General features: G+C 71.6%; 18 protein-coding genes. 11 read left to right on the top strand and 7 right to left on the bottom strand.

The genetic code is table 11. The features are described 5' to 3' along the window. Window positions 1-19 precede the first annotated feature (19 nt). The 4 genes from ACFW6P_RS16895 to ACFW6P_RS16880 all read right to left on the bottom strand — a co-directional run bounded on the left by ACFW6P_RS16895 (window position 20) and on the right by ACFW6P_RS16880 (window position 4,020). Window positions 20-733 (bottom strand): class III extradiol dioxygenase subunit B-like domain-containing protein, encoded by a 714-nt coding sequence (locus tag ACFW6P_RS16895; protein ID WP_386352812.1) that lies wholly within the window; start codon window positions 731-733, stop codon window positions 20-22. 98 nt (window positions 734-831) lie between these two features. Continuing rightward, complete coding sequence (gene miaB / locus ACFW6P_RS16890; protein ID WP_386424027.1) at window positions 832-2,355, bottom strand: tRNA (N6-isopentenyl adenosine(37)-C2)-methylthiotransferase MiaB; 1,524 nt, start codon at window positions 2,353-2,355, stop codon at window positions 832-834. A gap of 64 nt (window positions 2,356-2,419) precedes the next feature. Next, window positions 2,420-3,073 carry a response regulator gene (locus ACFW6P_RS16885; RefSeq protein WP_386352807.1) on the bottom strand — a complete coding sequence of 218 codons (654 nt, stop codon included), beginning with the start codon at window positions 3,071-3,073 and terminating at the stop codon, window positions 2,420-2,422. After that, entirely contained in the window at window positions 3,073-4,020 is a 948-nt protein-coding gene (locus tag ACFW6P_RS16880) for a sensor histidine kinase (protein WP_386424026.1), read from the bottom strand. Before ACFW6P_RS16880 ends, ACFW6P_RS16885 begins: the two co-directional genes overlap by 1 nt. A 207-nt stretch (window positions 4,021-4,227) precedes the next feature. On the opposite strand from ACFW6P_RS16880, the gene ACFW6P_RS16875 reads away from it, so the two are divergent. After that, a complete protein-coding gene (locus ACFW6P_RS16875) occupies window positions 4,228-4,713 on the top strand; it encodes a cation:proton antiporter regulatory subunit (protein WP_386352802.1) in 486 nt (161 codons plus the stop codon). A gap of 4 nt (window positions 4,714-4,717) precedes the next feature. Next, entirely contained in the window at window positions 4,718-5,935 is a 1,218-nt protein-coding gene (locus ACFW6P_RS16870) for a cation:proton antiporter (protein ID WP_386352799.1), read from the top strand. A 63-nt stretch (window positions 5,936-5,998) separates the two neighbouring features. On the opposite strand, the gene ACFW6P_RS16865 is transcribed toward ACFW6P_RS16870, so the two are convergent. Continuing rightward, window positions 5,999-6,433, bottom strand: coding sequence for a MazG nucleotide pyrophosphohydrolase domain-containing protein (locus tag ACFW6P_RS16865; protein ID WP_386424024.1), 435 nt, complete (start codon window positions 6,431-6,433; stop codon window positions 5,999-6,001). Window positions 6,434-6,573: 140 nt separating this feature from the next. On the opposite strand from ACFW6P_RS16865, the gene ACFW6P_RS16860 reads away from it, so the two are divergent. Then, window positions 6,574-7,575: a TAXI family TRAP transporter solute-binding subunit gene (locus tag ACFW6P_RS16860; protein WP_386352797.1), complete on the top strand. Its 1,002-nt coding sequence runs from the start codon at window positions 6,574-6,576 to the stop codon at window positions 7,573-7,575. 24 nt (window positions 7,576-7,599) lie between these two features. Here ACFW6P_RS16860 and ACFW6P_RS16855 read toward each other — a convergent pair whose 3' ends face one another. After that, window positions 7,600-9,006, bottom strand: coding sequence for an ATP-binding protein (locus ACFW6P_RS16855; protein ID WP_386352795.1), 1,407 nt, complete (start codon window positions 9,004-9,006; stop codon window positions 7,600-7,602). Window positions 9,007-9,015: 9 nt separating this feature from the next. Further along, a complete protein-coding gene (locus ACFW6P_RS16850) occupies window positions 9,016-9,702 on the bottom strand; it encodes a response regulator transcription factor (RefSeq protein ID WP_386352792.1) in 687 nt (228 codons plus the stop codon). A gap of 286 nt (window positions 9,703-9,988) precedes the next feature. Between ACFW6P_RS16850 and ACFW6P_RS16845 the strand changes: the two genes are divergently transcribed. The 8 genes from ACFW6P_RS16845 (at window position 9,989) to ACFW6P_RS16810 (ending at window position 16,389) form a co-directional block, all read left to right on the top strand. Beyond that, complete coding sequence (locus ACFW6P_RS16845) at window positions 9,989-10,765, top strand: amino acid ABC transporter ATP-binding protein (protein WP_386352789.1); 777 nt, start codon at window positions 9,989-9,991, stop codon at window positions 10,763-10,765. An 80-nt stretch (window positions 10,766-10,845) separates the two neighbouring features. Continuing rightward, a complete protein-coding gene (locus tag ACFW6P_RS16840) occupies window positions 10,846-11,688 on the top strand; it encodes a transporter substrate-binding domain-containing protein (RefSeq protein WP_386352786.1) in 843 nt (280 codons plus the stop codon). Window positions 11,689-11,781: 93 nt separating this feature from the next. Continuing rightward, the gene (locus ACFW6P_RS16835) at window positions 11,782-12,447 is read left to right on the top strand and encodes an amino acid ABC transporter permease (protein ID WP_386352783.1); all 666 of its coding nucleotides are present in this window, start codon (window positions 11,782-11,784) and stop codon (window positions 12,445-12,447) included. Further along, window positions 12,444-13,337: an amino acid ABC transporter permease gene (locus tag ACFW6P_RS16830; protein WP_386352780.1), complete on the top strand. Its 894-nt coding sequence runs from the start codon at window positions 12,444-12,446 to the stop codon at window positions 13,335-13,337. The genes ACFW6P_RS16835 and ACFW6P_RS16830 overlap by 4 nt, the downstream gene beginning before the upstream one ends. A 176-nt stretch (window positions 13,338-13,513) precedes the next feature. After that, window positions 13,514-15,115, top strand: coding sequence for an FAD-dependent monooxygenase (locus ACFW6P_RS16825; RefSeq protein ID WP_386352993.1), 1,602 nt, complete (start codon window positions 13,514-13,516; stop codon window positions 15,113-15,115). 38 nt (window positions 15,116-15,153) lie between these two features. Beyond that, the gene (locus ACFW6P_RS16820) at window positions 15,154-15,300 is read left to right on the top strand and encodes a putative leader peptide (RefSeq protein ID WP_386352990.1); all 147 of its coding nucleotides are present in this window, start codon (window positions 15,154-15,156) and stop codon (window positions 15,298-15,300) included. A gap of 118 nt (window positions 15,301-15,418) precedes the next feature. Continuing rightward, window positions 15,419-15,973, top strand: coding sequence for a cysteine dioxygenase (locus ACFW6P_RS16815; RefSeq protein WP_386352987.1), 555 nt, complete (start codon window positions 15,419-15,421; stop codon window positions 15,971-15,973). After that, a complete protein-coding gene (locus ACFW6P_RS16810; RefSeq protein ID WP_386424022.1) occupies window positions 15,970-16,389 on the top strand; it encodes a rhodanese-like domain-containing protein in 420 nt (139 codons plus the stop codon). Before ACFW6P_RS16815 ends, ACFW6P_RS16810 begins: the two co-directional genes overlap by 4 nt. Window positions 16,390-16,425 lie beyond the last annotated feature (36 nt).

Here is a 16,425-nt window from a genome sequence, read left to right as displayed (position 1 = left end):
GCCCCTCCGGGGCGGCCCGCTACGACCAGGTGGCCACGATGTACCCCACCCCGTAGGGCGCGTCCTCGTACAGCAGTGATCCGCCGAGGTCCGCGCCCTCGGCCGCGCCCGCGAGGACCTGCCAGGGAGCCCGGCCGGACACCTTCAGCTCGCCGGCGAGGCCGGTGTCCATCGCGGTGAGCGCCGGCAGGTCCACCGCGGCGAGGGCGCGCGCCGCCTCCGCGTCGAAGGGCGCCGCCCGTTCGTCGAGGTAGCCCGGGGCCTTGAGCGTCCGGCACGCGCTGGCGTCGCCCATCACCAGCAGGGCCACGCGCTCGTCACGCGCGACGAGGTCCCGTCCGGTCCGCACGCACTGCTCGGGCGGGAGCCGCTCCCCCACGCCCAGCCCTTCGAGGGGGGCGTCGGACCACGCGGTCCGCTCCAGCAGCCAGGCGGCCACCGCCAGCGAGCCGGGCAGCGGCCGGCCCGCGTCCGCAGCCAGGGCCGGTCCCAGCCGTACGCCGAGGTCCACGCCGAAGCCCTCGAAGGAGCCAGGGCTGCCCTGAGGGTAGGCCTCCTGCCCGGAGCCGGCCACCGGCCCGACGACCACGAGACGGCCGGGCCGGGCGGCGGCGAGCACGCCCAGCGCGTCCGAGCAGGCGGCCCGAGCGGCGTCCAGCTCCGAAGCGGCTCCCGCGGCGATCTCGGGAACCAGGAGCGGCGGGCAGGGGCAGACGGCGGCGGCGACAAGCATGATCGGCAGGGTAACCCCTCAGGCGGCGCCGCCGGCACACGCGGCGGACGCGGTCCGGCCGGGCCCCGGCCGCCCGCCGCCACCGGCGGCCGCTCGGCTCAGTCGCAGCCGCACCCGCCGGCCGCCACCGGCAGCGGCTCGGGGACGCCGACCTTGGGCAGGCCGAGCAGGACACCGGCCGGCCGGGACGGCTTCGCGGACTTCTCCGCGGTGCGCTTCTCCCAGGCGTCGCCCGCGCGCGTGCGGCGCACGTCGAGGACGGGGCCCTCGGCGAGGAGGTGGTGCGGGGCGGCGTAGGTGATCTCGACCGTCACCACGTCACCGGGACGGACCTTCTGGTCCGGCCTGGTGAAGTGGACGAGGCGGTTGTCGGGGGCGCGGCCGGACAGGCGGTGGGTGCTGTCGTCCTTGCGGCCCTCGCCCTCGGCGACCATCAGCTCCAGTGTGCGGCCGACCTGCTTCTTGTTCTCCTCCCAGGAGATCTCCTCCTGGAGGGCGACCAGACGCTCGTAGCGCTCCTGGACGACCTTCTTGGGGATCTGGCCGTCCATCCCGGCGGCCGGGGTGCCCGGGCGCTTGGAGTACTGGAAGGTGAAGGCCTGGGCGAAGCGGGCCTCGCGCACCACGTGCAGCGTCTGCTCGAAGTCCTCCTCGGTCTCGCCGGGGAAGCCCACGATGATGTCCGTGCTGATGGCGGCGTGCGGGATGGCGGCCCGGACCTTCTCGATGATCCCGAGGAAGCGCTCCTGACGGTAGGAACGGCGCATCGCCTTCAGGACCGGGTCGGAGCCGGATTGCAGGGGCATGTGCAGCTGGGGCATCACGTTCGGCGTCCCGGCCATGGCGGCGATGACGTCGTCGGTGAAGTCGCGGGGGTGCGGCGAGGTGAAGCGGACGCGCTCCAGGCCGTCGATCCTCCCGCAGGCCCGCAGCAGCTTGCTGAAGGCCTCGCGGTCGCCGATGTCGGAGCCGTAGGCGTTCACGTTCTGCCCGAGCAGCGTGACCTCGCTGACGCCCTCGGCGACCAGGGCCTCGATCTCGGCCAGGATGTCGCCGGGGCGGCGGTCCTTCTCCTTGCCGCGCAGGGCCGGGACGATGCAGAAGGTGCACGTGTTGTTGCAGCCGACGGAGACGGAGACCCAGGCCGCGTAGGCGCTTTCGCGGCGGGTGGGCAGCGTCGAGGGGAACGCCTCCAGGGACTCGGCGATCTCGACCTGCGCCTCCTCCTGCACGCGGGCGCGCTCCAGCAGGACCGGGAGCCTGCCGATGTTGTGCGTGCCGAAGACGACGTCCACCCAGGGCGCCCTCTTCACGATCGTGTCGCGGTCCTTCTGCGCGAGGCAGCCGCCGACCGCGATCTGCATGCCGGGGCGGCTCGCCTTCTTGGGGGCGAGGTGGCCCAGGTTGCCGTACAGCTTGTTGTCGGCGTTCTCGCGCACGGCGCAGGTGTTGAAGACGACGACGTCGGCCGCGTCGGCGCCCTCGGGGGCGCGGACGTAGCCCGCGTCCTCCAGCAGACCGGCCAATCGCTCGGAGTCGTGGACGTTCATCTGGCACCCGTAGGTGCGTACCTCGTACGTGCGCGTGCCGCCCGCTGAATGGCTCCGGTCGATGCTGCTCATGGGGACAAGGGTAGGCGGTCGCCGGACGTGGCCCGGCCGCCTGTGGACAACCGGGCCCCGGGCCTCACGGCTCGATGAGGCCCGCCCGGATGGCGTACCGGGTCAGCTCCAGGCGGTCGCGCATGCCGAGTTTCTGCAGGAGGTTGGCGCGGTGGCGTTCGACGGTCTTGGCGCTGATGAAGAGGAGTTCGCCGATCTCCTTGGAGGTGTGCCCCTCGGCGACCAGTTTGAGGATCTCCTCCTCTCGTTCGGTGATGGCCCGGGCCGGCAGCCCGTCGCCGCGCGCCAGGCGTTCCAGGTAGGAGCGGACGAGGGCCCGCTCGGCGCCGGGGTAGATGAACGGCTCGTCGCGCACGGCCGCCCGGCAGGCCTCGACCAGGTCGCGGTCGGCGACGGACTTGAGGACGTAGCCGCTGGCCCCGGCCCGGAGCGCCTCGAAGAAGTACTCCTCGTTGTCGTACATCGTCAGGATCAGGATGTGCAGGTCGGGCAGGCGCCGGGACAGTTCACGGGCGGCCTGCAGGCCGGTCATGCGGGGCATGGCCACGTCCAGGACGGCGAGGTCGACGGGCCTGTCGCGGGCCAGGGCGACCGCCTCGGCGCCGTCCCCCGCCTCGGCGACGACGGTCAGGTCCGGCTCCCCGTCGAGGATGAGGCGTACGCCCCGGCGGACGAGGGTGTGGTCGTCGGCGAGCAGGACGCGGATCGGGGTGGACATCAGCGGGGTCCTTCTGTGACGGGGATGCGCAGCCGGATCTCGGTTCCCCCGCCGGGGGCCGGCTCCAGGCTCAGGGCGGCGCCGATCAGCAGGGCGCGTTCGCGCATGCCGGTGATGCCGGCGCCCTCGCGGGACCCGCCGAGGCCGGTGCCGTTGTCGCGGACGAGGAGTTCGGCGCCGCCGGTGACCGGCCGGAGGCGGAGTTCGGCGCGGTCGGCCGCGGCGTGCCGGGCGGTGTTGGTGAGGCCCTCCTGGGCCACCCGGTAGACGACGAGTTCCGCTTCCGGGGCCAGGGCGGGCAGGTCGCCGGTGACGTGGTGGCGCACGGTCAGGCCGTGGGTGGTGAACTCGGCCGCGAGGGAGCGCAGGGCGCTGGCCAGGCCGAGTTCCTCCAGGACACCGGGGCGCAGCCGGCGGGCGATGCGGCGGATCTCGTCCAGGCCGGCCCGGGTCGCCTCCTGTGCCTGGCCGACCTCCTCGCGCAGGTCGTCGGGTGCCCGGTCGGCGACGCGCTTGAGCTGCAGGAGGACTGCGGTCAGGGTCTGCCCGACCTCGTCGTGCAGTTCCCGCGCGATGCGATGCCGTTCGCTCTCCTGTGCGGACAGGGCCCGGGCGGCGCCGGCGGCCCGCTCGGCCTCCAGCCGGTCGAGCATCGTGTTGTACGTCGTGATCAGCCCGGCCGTCTCCGCCGGACCGGACACCACCGGGCGGGACCCCGGGCGCAGCAGGTCGGCGGTGGCCATGGCCCGGTCGAGTCGCCGCAGGGGCACGAGGCCGAAGCGCAGCACGAGGGCGTTGCCTGCCAGCAGCAGCGCCAGGCCGCCGAGCAGCACGAGCGCCTCGCCCCACAGCACGGGCGTCGACACGGTGACGGGGCCGAGCAGCAACGCGGTGGCCACCACCAGACCGGCGGCGTTGAGCGAGAAGATCCGCCAGAACAACGACACGTGCGCGGCTCCGCCCCTTCCGGCCCTCGGGTAGGGCACTGCCCGCTCCACCCTCTCCGAAGGCCGGTCGCTGCGTATATCCGTCACGACACCCATGTCGTCACCGTACGACCGGATGGCAGCATGCGGAGGTGGCCGGTCCGATGATCGGCCCCGTTTCACCGGACCTGCAAGAGCACGACGAACAGACGAGCAAGGGGACGCAACGTGTCAGCTCCGCGCCTGAGGGCGACGCCGCTACCGGGTATCGGGGTCCAGTACGACCTGGAGACCCGGGAACACCGCCATCTGTCGGTGGTGGCGCACCGCGACGGCACGCGCACGGTCAACGTGTACCGGGCCGACGATCCCGACTCCTGCGCGCACTCCCTGCGGCTGACCGGCTCGGAGGCCGGTTCCCTGATCGACGCGCTCAAGCCGTCCCACCACAGTCCGAGCCTGCTCTACACCACGGACCTGGGGCTGGTCGCCGAGCGGATCGAGGTGGCCGCGACCTCGCGCTGGAACGGGCGGGTGCTGGGCGACACCCGGATGCGCACGGACACGGGCTCCTCGGTGGTGGCGGTGCTGCGGCGGGCCGAGGCCATCCCGTCGCCGGCCCCGGACTTCCGGCTGGCGGGCGGGGACACGCTGATCGTGGTGGGCACGCGCGAGGGTGTCGACGCGGCCGCGTCGATACTCGAGCGGGAGTAAGCCGGTGCACTCCGCGGTCCTCCTGATCGAGTTCGGTTCCATCATCCTCGGGCTCGGCCTGCTCGGCCGGTTCGCCGCCCGTTTCCGGCTGTCGCCGATTCCGCTGTACCTGCTGGCCGGCCTGGCCTTCGGCGAGGGCGGTCTGCTGCCGCTCGGGGCGAGTGAGGAGTTCATCGCCACCGGCGCCGAGATCGGCGTCATCCTCCTGCTGCTGATGCTGGGCCTGGAGTACACGGCGAGCGATCTGGTCTCCAACCTCAAGACGCACTACCCGTCCGGTCTGGTCGACTGCGCGTTCAACGCGCTGCCGGGAGCGGCTCTGGCGCTGCTGCTCGGCTGGGGACCGGTGGCCGCCGTCGTCCTGGCCGGTGTCACCTGGATCTCGTCGTCCGGGGTGATCGCGAAGGTGCTCGGCGATCTGGGCCGGGTCGGCAACCGCGAGACGCCGGTGATCCTCAGCGTGCTGGTGCTGGAGGACCTGGCGATGGCGGTCTACCTGCCGATCGTCACGGCGCTGGTGGCGGGCGCCGGGCTGCTGGCCGGCAGTGTGACGCTGGCGATCGCGCTGGGCGCGGCAGGCCTCGTGCTGTTCCTGGCCCTGCGCTACGGCCGGCTCATCTCCCGCTTCGTCTCCAGCGACGACCCGGAGAAGCTGCTGCTGGTCGTGCTGGGCCTGACGATCCTGGTCGCGGGTGTCGCGCAGCAGCTGCAGGTGTCGGCGGCGGTCGGGGCCTTCCTCGTGGGCATCGCGCTGTCCGGTGAGGTGGCGGAGGGCGCGCACACGCTGCTGAGCCCTCTGCGCGACCTGTTCGCGGCGGTCTTCTTCGTGTTCTTCGGGCTGCACACCGACCCGTCGAGCATCCCGCCGGTCCTGCTGCCCGCCCTGGGGCTGGCCGTCCTGACGGCACTGACGAAGATCGCCACCGGCTACTGGGCGGCCCGGCGGGACGGGATCTCCGTCAAGGGCCGCTGGCGGGCGGGCGGTGCGCTGGTGGCACGGGGCGAGTTCTCGATCGTCATCGCGGGACTCGCGGTCTCAGCCGGCATCGAACCGTCCCTCGGCCCGCTGGCCACGGCCTACGTCCTCATCCTGGTCGTCCTGGGGCCGCTGACCGCGCGCTACACGGAGCCGGTGGCGTCCTGGTGGACCGGCCGCCGCGCGCCGCGCGCCCCGGAGCCGGCGCCCCGGCCGGCGGAGACGGAGGCACCGGTCGCCGACTGAACGTGAGGGGCGGGTGGGCCCGCGGACCCCGTCCGCCCCTCACGGTCGCGACCCGGCCGGCCCTCACGGTCGCGACCCGGCCGGCCCTCGCCAGTCGCCCCGGCCCGGCACCCACCCCTGCCTCCGCAGCGCTCCCGGTACGTCCGGCGCCTCGTAGTGCTCGCCCTTGAGGACCTTCCCGTCCTCGCGGCGGGACACCGAGCCGTCCGGGCCGATCTTGGTCATGTTGGAACGGTGGATCTCGGCGATCACCGCGTCGAGGTCGATGCCGTGCACCAGGGCCGTGCCGTACGCGACGTAGACCACGTCCGCCAGCTCGTGCGCGAGCCGGTCCAGGGGGCCCGTCACCGACACCTCGGCGACCTCGGCGGCCTCCTCCGCCAGGAGCTCGCCGCGGTGGGCCGCGAGCTCCGGGGAGACCTCCGTCGGGGTGTCGCGGGCGTCCAGGCCGAAGGCGAGGTGGAAGGCACGGACCAGATCGGCGGGCGAGGAACTCATGGAGGCGACTGTAGGGGACGCCACCGACAGTCCCTCCGGCCGCCACCGGCACTCCCCCGGCCGCCGCGGACCCTCCCCCGCCCGCGCCCTGTGACCCCCGGCCTGGTCACGAGGGCCCGGTGGCTGGCAGGATCTCGCGCATGTCCAGGACGTTCCCCCCGATCCGCAGGCAGCGGGCCCTGCAGGGCGGCACCGCGGCTCTGCTGGTCCTCGGTCTCCTGCTGTGGTGGCTGCGCCCCTGGGCCGAGGAACCGCCGGCCGGTACGGTCACCATCAGCACGGGCACGCGCGCGGGGGTCTACCACGAGTACGGTGAGCTGCTCAGCAACGCGATCGACAAGGACATGCCCGACCTGCGGGTGCGGTTGCTGACCACCGCCGGCTCGCAGGAGAACGTCTCGGACGTGGCGACGGGCAAGGCCGACTTCGCGATCGCCGCGGCCGACGCGATCGCCACGTACAAGCTCGACAACAGCCCGGGCGCCGACCGGCTGCGCGGGGTCGCGCGCCTGTACGACGACTACGTCCAGCTCGTCGTGTCGCCCGGGTCGGACATCCACTCGGTCGCCGACCTGCGGGGCAAGCGCGTGGCCATAGGGCTGCCGAACTCCGGGGTGAGGCTGATCGCCAACGGTGTGCTCAAGGCGGCCGGGATCGATCCGGAGAAGGACATCACGCCCGCGTCGGACGGCATCGACACCGGGCCCCGGCGCCTGGGGCACGGCCTCGACGCGTTCTTCTGGTCGGGCGGCCTGCCCACGGACGGACTCAGCCGTGTGGCCGACAAGTCGGCGTCGGCGTTCCGGTTCGTGCCGATCGACGCCCGCCTCGTGGCGAAGCTGCACGAACAGGGCGGCGCGACGCGCTACTACCGCGCCACGAAGATGCCGGAGTCGGCCTACCCCACCATCCAGCGCGGCGACCCGGTGCCGACCCTGGCGGTGTCCAACGTGCTGGTCACGCGCAGCGACATGGATCCGCGGCTGACCGAATGGCTGACCCGGACGGTGATCGACAGCCGGGACGGCATCGGCCGGTCCGTCCACTCCGCGCAGCTGGTCGACGTCCGCACGGCGATCTACACGGATCCGCTGCAGCTGCACCTCGGGGCGCAGCGCTACTACCAGTCGGTCAAGCCGTAGCACCCGGGCACGCCGCTGCCGGCCTCAGGCCGCGGGCCCCGACCTGGGCACCCGCACGGTCACCCGCAGGCCTGCGGGTTCGTTGTGGTCGTACGCGATCGAACCGCCGCCCGCCGCGAGCAGCGCCCGCGAGATGGACAGGCCCAGGCCCGAGCCCTTGACGTTCTGGTGGCGGCCGCTGCGCCAGAAGCGGTCGCCGACGCGGGCCAGCTCCTCGTCGGTGAGGCCGGGGCCGTGGTCGGTGACGACGACGGTGGAGGAGACGCCGTGGGAAGCCACGCTCACCTCGACGCACCGCCCCTCGGGCGTGAACTTCACGGCGTTGTCGATGATCGCGTCCAGCGCGCTGGACAGGGTGATCGGGTCGGCCCAGGCGGTCGTCGCCGGGCAGTCGCCGACCAGGCGCACCCCCTTGGCCTCGGCGGTCGGCGCCCAGGCCGCGAGGCGTTCGGCGGTGAGCGCGCCGATGTCCGTGATCTTCAGGTCCGCCTCGGCGTGCTCGGCCAGCGCCAAGTCCAGCAGGTCGTCCAGGACCTGGGCGAGACGCTTGCCCTCGGCCTGGACGGAGGCGATCTCCTTGTTGCCCTCGGGCAGCTCGAAGGAGAGCAGCTCGATGCGCAGCAGCAGTGCCGCGAGCGGGTTGCGCAGCTGGTGCGAGGCGTCGGCGACGAAGGCGCGCTGCTGCTCCAGCACGTCCTCGACGTGGTCGGCCATCTCGTTGAACGACCTGGCCAGGCGCTGCAGTTCCGGCGGCCCGCCCGCGGCGGCGACGCGGGACTTGAGCCGCCCGGTGGCGATGTCGTGCGTGGTGGCGTCCAGGATCCGTACCGGCTTGAGCACCCAGCCGGTCAGCCGCAGCGCCGCGCCGACGGCCAGCAGCATCGCGGCGATCTCGCCCGCGCCGATGACCAGCCAGCCCTGCAGCGTCCGCGAGCGCATCCGCCCGGTGGGCGAGTCGGTGACGACGACCGCGACGACGTCCCCGTCCCGGATGACCGGCGAGGCCACCACGAGGTTGCGGCGCTGCCACGGCCACACCTGCTGCGGATCGTGGCTGCGGCGGCTGAGCAGGGCCTCGGCGAAGGCGTCGCGCACCTCGCCGTCCTGCGGCAGGGCCCAGCGGACCGGTGCCCGGGCCATCGCCCTGCCGTTGCGGTAGAAGACGCCCACCCGGATGCCGTAGACCTCGTGGTAGCTGCGCAGCTCGCTGCTGAGCGTGGCCAGGCGCTCGTTCTCGAACGCGCCGGTGGGCCCGTCCGGCGAGTCCGTGACGAACCCGGCCAGGGCCGAGAAGCGCGCGGTGTCGTCGATCCGGTCGACGACGACCCTCTGCTGCTGGGCACCGGCCGTGCTGGCCGCGAGCGGCACGCCGAGCGCGAGCAGCACGGCCGCCATCAGGACGATCAGCAGCGGGAGCAGACGAGTGCGCACCCGGCCCCGCTACCCGGCAGGCGCGACGAGCCGGTAACCGACTCCGCGGACGGTCTCGATGAGGGCGGGCATCCGCAGCTTGGCGCGCAGGGACGCCACATGCACCTCAAGGGTGCGCCCGGTTCCCTCCCAGCTCGTCTGCCACACCTCGCTGATGATCTGCTCCCGGCGGAAGACCACTCCGGGCCGCTGCGCGAGCAGCGCCAGCAGATCGAACTCCTTGCGGGTCAGCTGGATCAGCACCCCGTCCACGCAGACCCGGCGCGTGGGCAGCTCGATGTGCACCGCCCCGAGCCGCAGCTCGGTCTCGATGCCGCTGGAGGTGTCCTCGTGGGAGGTGCGCCGGCTGACCGCGTGGATACGGGCGAGCAGCTCCCCCGTGTCGTACGGCTTCACCACGTAGTCGTCGGCACCGAGGTTGAGGCCGTGGATGCGGGAGCGCACGTCGGAGCGCGCGGTCACCATGATCACCGGGGTGCTGGTGCGCTTGCGGATCTTGCCGCAGACCTCGTAGCCGTCCTGGTCGGGCAGGCCGAGGTCGAGGAGGACGACACCGAAGCCGTCGACCTCGGGGACCAGGGCCTGGAGGGCCTCCTCACCGCTGCGCGCGTGCGTGACGTCGAAGCCGTGCCGCGCCAGGATCGCCGACAGGGCGGTGGCGACGTGGTTGTCGTCCTCGACGAGCAGCAGCCTCACTCGGGCCCCCTTCGGTTCACCGGCCGTACGATCTGGACGTGTACGGGACGCGTGCACGCACGCGTGCACCGTGTGCAGTCACGCTGATGGACGAGGACGGCGTCAAGAGGGTTCCGGCTGCCGAGGACTTCCGTTATCCGGCCGATATCAGCGCTGCTCGCACGCACTACGACACGCGTCCTATTGCTATCGGATCGTGATGCTCAGATTCACCTCAGATGTAATGACGCAGGTCGTCGAGGTAACTACTGTCCTCCGAAACCGAGGAGGACGGAGCCTGAGAGCGATGACCGAAGTATCGGTGGCCAAGGAAGATGTGGCCGCGACCGGCGAACTGGTCGTCTTGAAGAGCGTCAACAAGCACTTCGGCGCGTTGCACGTACTCCAGGACATCGACCTGACGATCGCTCGCGGCGAAGTCGTCGTCGTCATCGGACCCTCCGGGTCCGGCAAGTCCACCCTGTGCCGCACCATCAACCGCCTGGAGACGATCGACTCGGGCACGATCACGATCGACGGCAAGCCCCTGCCCGCCGAGGGCAGGGAGCTGGCCCGGCTGCGGGCCGACGTCGGCATGGTCTTCCAGTCCTTCAACCTCTTCGCGCACAAGACCGTGCTCGAGAACGTGATGCTCGGCCAGATCAAGGTCCGCAAGAAGGACAAGAAGGCGGCCGAGGAGCGGGCCCGCGCCCTGCTCGACCGGGTCGGCGTGGCCGCGCAGGCCGAGAAGTACCCGGCACAGCTCTCCGGCGGCCAGCAGCAGCGCGTCGCGATCGCGCGGGCCCTGGCCATGGAGCCGAAGGTCATGCTCTTCGACGAGCCGACCTCCGCGCTCGACCCCGAGATGATCAACGAGGTGCTGGAGGTCATGCAGCAGCTCGCCCGCGACGGCATGACCATGATCGTCGTCACCCATGAGATGGGGTTCGCGCGATCCGCGGCGAACCGCGTCGTGTTCATGGCGGACGGCCGGATCGTCGAGGAGGCTGCGCCCGAGCAGTTCTTCAGCAATCCGCGCAGCGACCGCGCCAAGGACTTCCTGTCGAAGATCCTGCACCACTGACGGCCCGGGTCGTGCCGGACGCGACCCGTGCCGCCGCCCTTGAGGGTCCGCATCTCTTCACCAGTCAAAGGACGTTCACCATGAAGCTTCGCAAGGTCACCGCCGCCTCGGCCACCGTCTTCGCCCTCGCCCTGACCGCCACGGCGTGTGGTGGCGGCGACAGCAAGGACGAGGGTGGTTCCGGCTCCGGCGGCAGCAAGACGATCACGATCGGCATCAAGTTCGACCAGCCCGGTCTGGGTCAGAAGACGCCGCAGGGCTACGCCGGCTTCGACGTCGACGTCGCCACCTACGTGGCCGACAAGCTCGGTTACAAAGCGGACCAGATCGAGTGGAAGGAAGCGAAGAGCGCCGACCGCGAGACCATGCTGCAGCGCGGTGACGTCGACTTCATCGCCGCGACCTACTCGATCACCCCCGAGCGCCAGGAGAAGGTCGACTTCGCCGGCCCGTACCTGCTGGCCCACCAGGACGTCCTGGTCCGCGCCGACGACGACTCGATCAAGTCGCCGGCCGACCTCAACAACAAGAAGCTCTGCTCGGTGACCGGCTCCACCTCGGCGCAGAACGTCAAGGAGAAGCTGGCCCCCAAGGCCGACCTCCAGCAGTACCCGACGTACTCGGCATGCCTGAGCGGCCTGCAGAACAAGGCCATCGACGCCCTGACCACCGACGACTCGATCCTCGCCGGTTACGCCGCCCAGGACCAGTTCAAGGGCAAGTTCAAGCTCGGCGGCTTCAAGATGACCAACGAGAACTACGGCATCGGCGTCAAGAAGGGCAGCGACCTCAAGGACAAGATCAACAAGGCCATCGAGGCCATGGTCGCCGATGGTGCCTGGCAGAAGGCCGTGGACGTGAACCTCGGCCCGGCCAACTACAAGAACGAGCCCGCGCCGAAGATCGGCGACATCAAGAGCTGACGCAACGGCTGAGGCAAAGCCTGACGGGTGCGCCGCCCTCCGGGGCGGCGCGCCGGGGCATCGGCATCCCTATACGCGGAAGCGCGGGAGATCGTGTTCGACTTTCTGAGTGACTACGACATCCTGGGAGCCTTCTGGACGACGGTGCAGCTCGCCCTGCTCTCGGCCGTCGGCTCCCTGGTCTGGGGCACTTTGCTGGCCGCCATGCGCGTCGGCCCGGTGCCGTTGATGCGCGGTTTCGGGACCGCGTACGTGAACATCGTGCGGAACATCCCGCTGACCGTGATCATCCTGTTCACCTCTCTGGGCCTGTACCAGACCCTGCAGATCAACCTGGGCGCCGACAGGTCGGACACGGCCAACTTCCGGCTCGCCGTCCTCGGCCTGATCCTCTACACCTCCGCGTTCGTGTGCGAGGCCCTGCGATCCGGCATCAACACGGTGCCGGTCGGGCAGGCGGAGGCGGCACGCGCCATCGGCCTGAGCTTCTCGCAGGTGCTGCGGCTGGTCGTGCTTCCCCAGGCCTTCCGCTCGGCCGTCGGTCCGCTGACGAACGTGCTGATCGCCCTGACGAAGAACACCACGGTGGCCGCGGCGATCGGTGTGGCGGAAGCGGCGTTGCTGATGAAGGAGATGATCGAGAACGAGGCCCAGCTGCTGCTGATCTCGGCGATCTTCGCGTTCGGTTTCGTGGTGCTGACGCTGCCGACCGGTCTGATCCTCGGCTGGGTGGGCAAGAAGGTGGCGGTGAAGCGATGAGTTCCGTTCTCTACGATGCCCAGGGACCCCGCGCCAAGCGGCGCAACGTCCTGTTCACGGTTCTCTTCATCGTGGGTTCCGCAGGGGTGCTGTGGTGGCTGTTCGGCACCCTCAAGGAAAAGGGCCAGCTCGAGTGGGTGCTGTGGGAGCCCTTCTTCACCAGCACCGAGGCCTGGTCGACCTACATCTGGCCGGGTCTGCTGAACACGCTCAAGGCTGCGGCGCTCGCCATGATCATCGCGTTGCCGCTGGGCGCGGTCTTCGGCATCGCCCGCCTGTCGGACCACGCCTGGATCCGGGTGCCGGCCGGAGTCGTGGTCGAGTTCTTCCGCGCCATCCCGGTGCTGATCCTGATGATCTTCGGGCTCGCGCTGTTCGCCGAGTACACCAACGTCGCGTCCGACGACCGTCCGCTGTACGCGGTCGTGACGGGTCTGGTGCTGTACAATGCCTCCGTCCTCGCCGAGATCGTCCGGGCGGGCATCCTGTCCCTTCCCAAGGGACAGTCCGAGGCAGCCATGGCGATCGGTCTGCGCAAGAACCAGGAGATGCGGCTCATCCTGCTGCCGCAGGCGGTCACCGCCATGCTGCCGGCCATCGTCAGCCAGCTCGTCGTCATCGTGAAGGACACCGCACTCGGCGGCGCCGTCCTGACCTACTCCGAGCTGCTCGCCGCAGCCGGGACGATGGCCGGGTACTACGGCGCCAACGTCATCGCCAGCTACACGGTCGTGGCCGTGGTCTTCATCGCCCTCAACTTCGCCCTCACCTCCTTCGCGAGCTGGCTGGAGCGCCGGCTCCGGAAGGCGAGGAAGTCGACCGGCGCGGTCGTGGGCGTGGACGACGTGGCGACCGGGAACACCACGGGCGGCCCCGGAACCGCGGCCTGACACCCGGTCACCTCGCGTGACACCCCCAGGGGCAGTGGCATGATCGCCACTGCCCCTGATCACTTGACGCAAGCACCCGCAATAGGTTGCATACGTTCTGTGATCGTGCACCCTGCTCCGACTTCGTGTTCACCTACGTCTCTGAGGACAACACCGCGGGCAGGGGGCGCCACGCCGTGGACCCGGTGATCATCGTCGGAGCGGGGCCCGTCGGGCTCACGCTCGCCCTGGCGCTGGCCCGCCAGGAGGTTCCCTGCGTCGTCCTCGACGAAGGGCCCGGCAAGGACGAACCCCGTGCCTCACGCACCGTCGTGCTGCGCGAGGAGACCGCCGCCCTCGTGGAGCGGCTGGCCGGGGTGCCCCTGGACCGGGTGGGTGCCCAATGGGCCGGATGGCGGTCCGTGCGGCGCAAGCAGGTGATGCGCGAGGTCTTCTTCGACGGCACCGAACCGATCCCACTACACATCGCCCAGCACGTCCTCACCGGCCTCCTGCGCTCCGCACTCGCGGGCGAACGACTCGTCAAGATCGCGGTGGACAGCCGTCTGGACGGCATCGAGCAGGAGCCCTCGGGCGTCACCGCCCGTACCCGCGGCCCCCAGGGCACCTGGTGGCGCGGCAGTTACCTGGTCGGCTGCGACGGCCCCCGCTCGACCGTCCGCAAACTGCAGGACATCCGCTTCCCGGGCCGTACCGCGGTGGAACGTCACGCCGTGGCGGCCCTCCGTACGGAACTGCCCTGGCCCGACGAGGCGTTGCTGCACCGGATGCCGCCCTGGCGCATGTCCGGTCCGTCGGCCGGCGAGATCACCGCACGCCCCCTGCCGGACGGCGTCTGGCGTCTGGACTGGCTGCTGCCGCCCGGCAAGGACCTCGTCACCCCCGAACTGCTGCTCACCCGCATCCGGGAGACCCTGGCCGGCTGGTCGGGCGGCACCGTGCCGCCCTACGAACTGCTGGACACCGGCGTCCACACGGTCCACCACCGGCTGGCCCGCCGCTGGCGCGCCGACCGCGTGTTCCTCGCCGGCGACGCGGCCCATCTGCTCGGCGCCCTGGGCACCCACGGACTCGACGAAGGACTCCGCGACGCCGACAACCTCGCATGGAAGCTCGCCCTGGCCTGGCACCACGGTCCCCGCGAGGCACTCCTCGACAGCTACCAGACCGAGCGCCGGGCCGTCGTCGCCGCCCGGCTGCGCGCCGCCGACCAGGCGCTGCCGCTGGTGCGCGGCGGCGGAGGCCTCCGCTCCTACGTCCCGGGCGCGTCCCGGGGCCACGACGCCCTTCTCTCGGACGGCCATCTGGGGCAGGGCCAGCTCGGTGCGCCGGGGGCGTACGCCGACTCGCCGCTCGCACCCCCACGCCTCGACGGAGAGGTGCCGGTCGACACCCCGCCCGGATCGCAGGTCACGGACGTCCGGGTCACCGCGGAGGACGGCACCTTCGTACGGCTGCGGGACCGGCTCGGCCGGGGCGCCCTGCTCGTGGTGCTGATCGCGCCGGGCACGGGCGTGTGGGAACGCAAGCACTGGGCCCAGGCCGGCATCATGCCCCGCCTCGCCGCCGCGGTCACGGCACTGCCGCACCACGCCGAACTGCTGGTCGCCGAGAACTACCCGGGCGCGGCCCCGCACACAGTGCTCCTGATCCGCCCCGACGGCCACCTCGTCGCCGCGCTCGGCGGAGTGCACTCGGAGGACCTGTACAGGGCGGCCGAGGCGACGATGGGCGGACCCGCCAAGGCCGAGGCCAAAGCCGCCACATCGGCGGGCTGACCCCCGCGCCGGCCCATTGGAACGTGCTCACTGTCACCATGCGTCCGCATGGTGACAGTGAGTTGACCGGTCTGGACGGCCGTGGTGTACTCCGGAGCGTGACCGACACCTGTGTGCGCCTGTGGCGGAGGGTCCATGTGGACCTCCTCCGCTATGCGGGCTGTGTGTGTCGCCCGTCCTGCTGACTTCGCATTCCCTCTCCTCCCGTGCGCGCGCCGCGCTGTCTCCGCGTCGGCTGCCGCGCCCCTTGCGCGAACCCTCACCAGGATCTCCAGGACGGCACCCGTGTCCCTCTCCCCTTCCGTGAACTTCTCCGGCTCCCCCGGCCCTCCCGGCTCACCGCCGCCCGGCGCGACGTCGCGTCCGGCCCCGACGCAGGCCGGGCTGTACGACTTCGTGCGGCGTACGGCCGCCGACAGCGAGCTGATCGCCTCCCTGCCGCTCGACCCGGAGGGCCGCACCTGGGTGCGGCTGGACGGTCCCGGCGGCAGCGAGGCCTGGCTGATCGGCTGGCCGCCCGGCACGGGCACCGGCTGGCACGACCACGCCGACTCCGTGGGCGCCTTCCTCACCGCGTCGGGCGAGCTCACGGAGCACTCGCTCGCAGCGCGGCTGCCCACCGACGGCTGGAAGACCCTGGAACTCTCCGAGGACGTGGACCGGGAACGCCTGCTGCCCGCGGGCCGGGGCCGCTCCTTCGGCCGGCATCACGTCCATGAGGTGCTCAACGAGTCGCCCGACCGGCACGCGATCTCCGTCCACGCCTACCACCCGCCCCTGCCGCGGATCCGCCGCTACAGCCGCAGCGGGCCGGTCCTGCGCCTCGAACAGGTGGAGCGACCGGAGGACTGGCAGTGAGCCCCACACCGGATCCGCACAACGGTCAGGCCCAACCTCCCGTCGGCATCGAGGAGTTGCTGGAGCGCGTACGCGCGGGGTACGAGCGGATCGCACCGCGGGAGGCGTACGAGGCGGCCCGGGCCGGCGACGTACTGCTGGTGGACATCCGCTACGCGGCCCTGCGCGACCGGGACGGCCTCATCCCCGGCGCCCTCGTGGTCGAGCGCAACGAACTGGAGTGGCGCCTCGACCCGCGGGGCAGCCACCGCCTGCCCGAGGCCAGGAGCCATGCGCTGCGCATCGTCGTGATCTGCAACGAGGGGTACGCGTCCAGTCTGGCGGTGCAGTCGCTGCGGCAGCTGGGGTTGTACCGGGCCACTGATCTGGTCGGGGGGTTCCAGGCCTGGCGCGGGGCGGGGTTGCCGGTGGAGTGAGGGTCGGTCTGGGGACGGGGCTGCCGGTGGGGTGAG

Source organism: Streptomyces sp. NPDC058741 (assembly GCF_042746715.1).
Taxonomy (GTDB): domain Bacteria; phylum Actinomycetota; class Actinomycetes; order Streptomycetales; family Streptomycetaceae; genus Streptomyces.
This window is presented reverse-complemented; position numbering and strand designations above follow the sequence as displayed.

Coding starts and splice junctions, on each gene's coding strand:
- ACFW6P_RS16895 (WP_386352812.1), bottom strand. CDS start 733: ATGCTTGTCGCCGCCGCCGTCTGCCCCTGCCCGCCGCTCCTGGTTCCC.
- miaB (WP_386424027.1), bottom strand. CDS start 2,355: ATGAGCAGCATCGACCGGAGCCATTCAGCGGGCGGCACGCGCACGTAC.
- ACFW6P_RS16885 (WP_386352807.1), bottom strand. CDS start 3,073: ATGTCCACCCCGATCCGCGTCCTGCTCGCCGACGACCACACCCTCGTC.
- ACFW6P_RS16865 (WP_386424024.1), bottom strand. CDS start 6,433: ATGAGTTCCTCGCCCGCCGATCTGGTCCGTGCCTTCCACCTCGCCTTC.
- ACFW6P_RS16860 (WP_386352797.1), top strand. CDS start 6,574: ATGTCCAGGACGTTCCCCCCGATCCGCAGGCAGCGGGCCCTGCAGGGC.
- ACFW6P_RS16845 (WP_386352789.1), top strand. CDS start 9,989: ATGACCGAAGTATCGGTGGCCAAGGAAGATGTGGCCGCGACCGGCGAA.
- ACFW6P_RS16840 (WP_386352786.1), top strand. CDS start 10,846: ATGAAGCTTCGCAAGGTCACCGCCGCCTCGGCCACCGTCTTCGCCCTC.
- ACFW6P_RS16830 (WP_386352780.1), top strand. CDS start 12,444: ATGAGTTCCGTTCTCTACGATGCCCAGGGACCCCGCGCCAAGCGGCGC.
- ACFW6P_RS16820 (WP_386352990.1), top strand. CDS start 15,154: ATGCGTCCGCATGGTGACAGTGAGTTGACCGGTCTGGACGGCCGTGGT.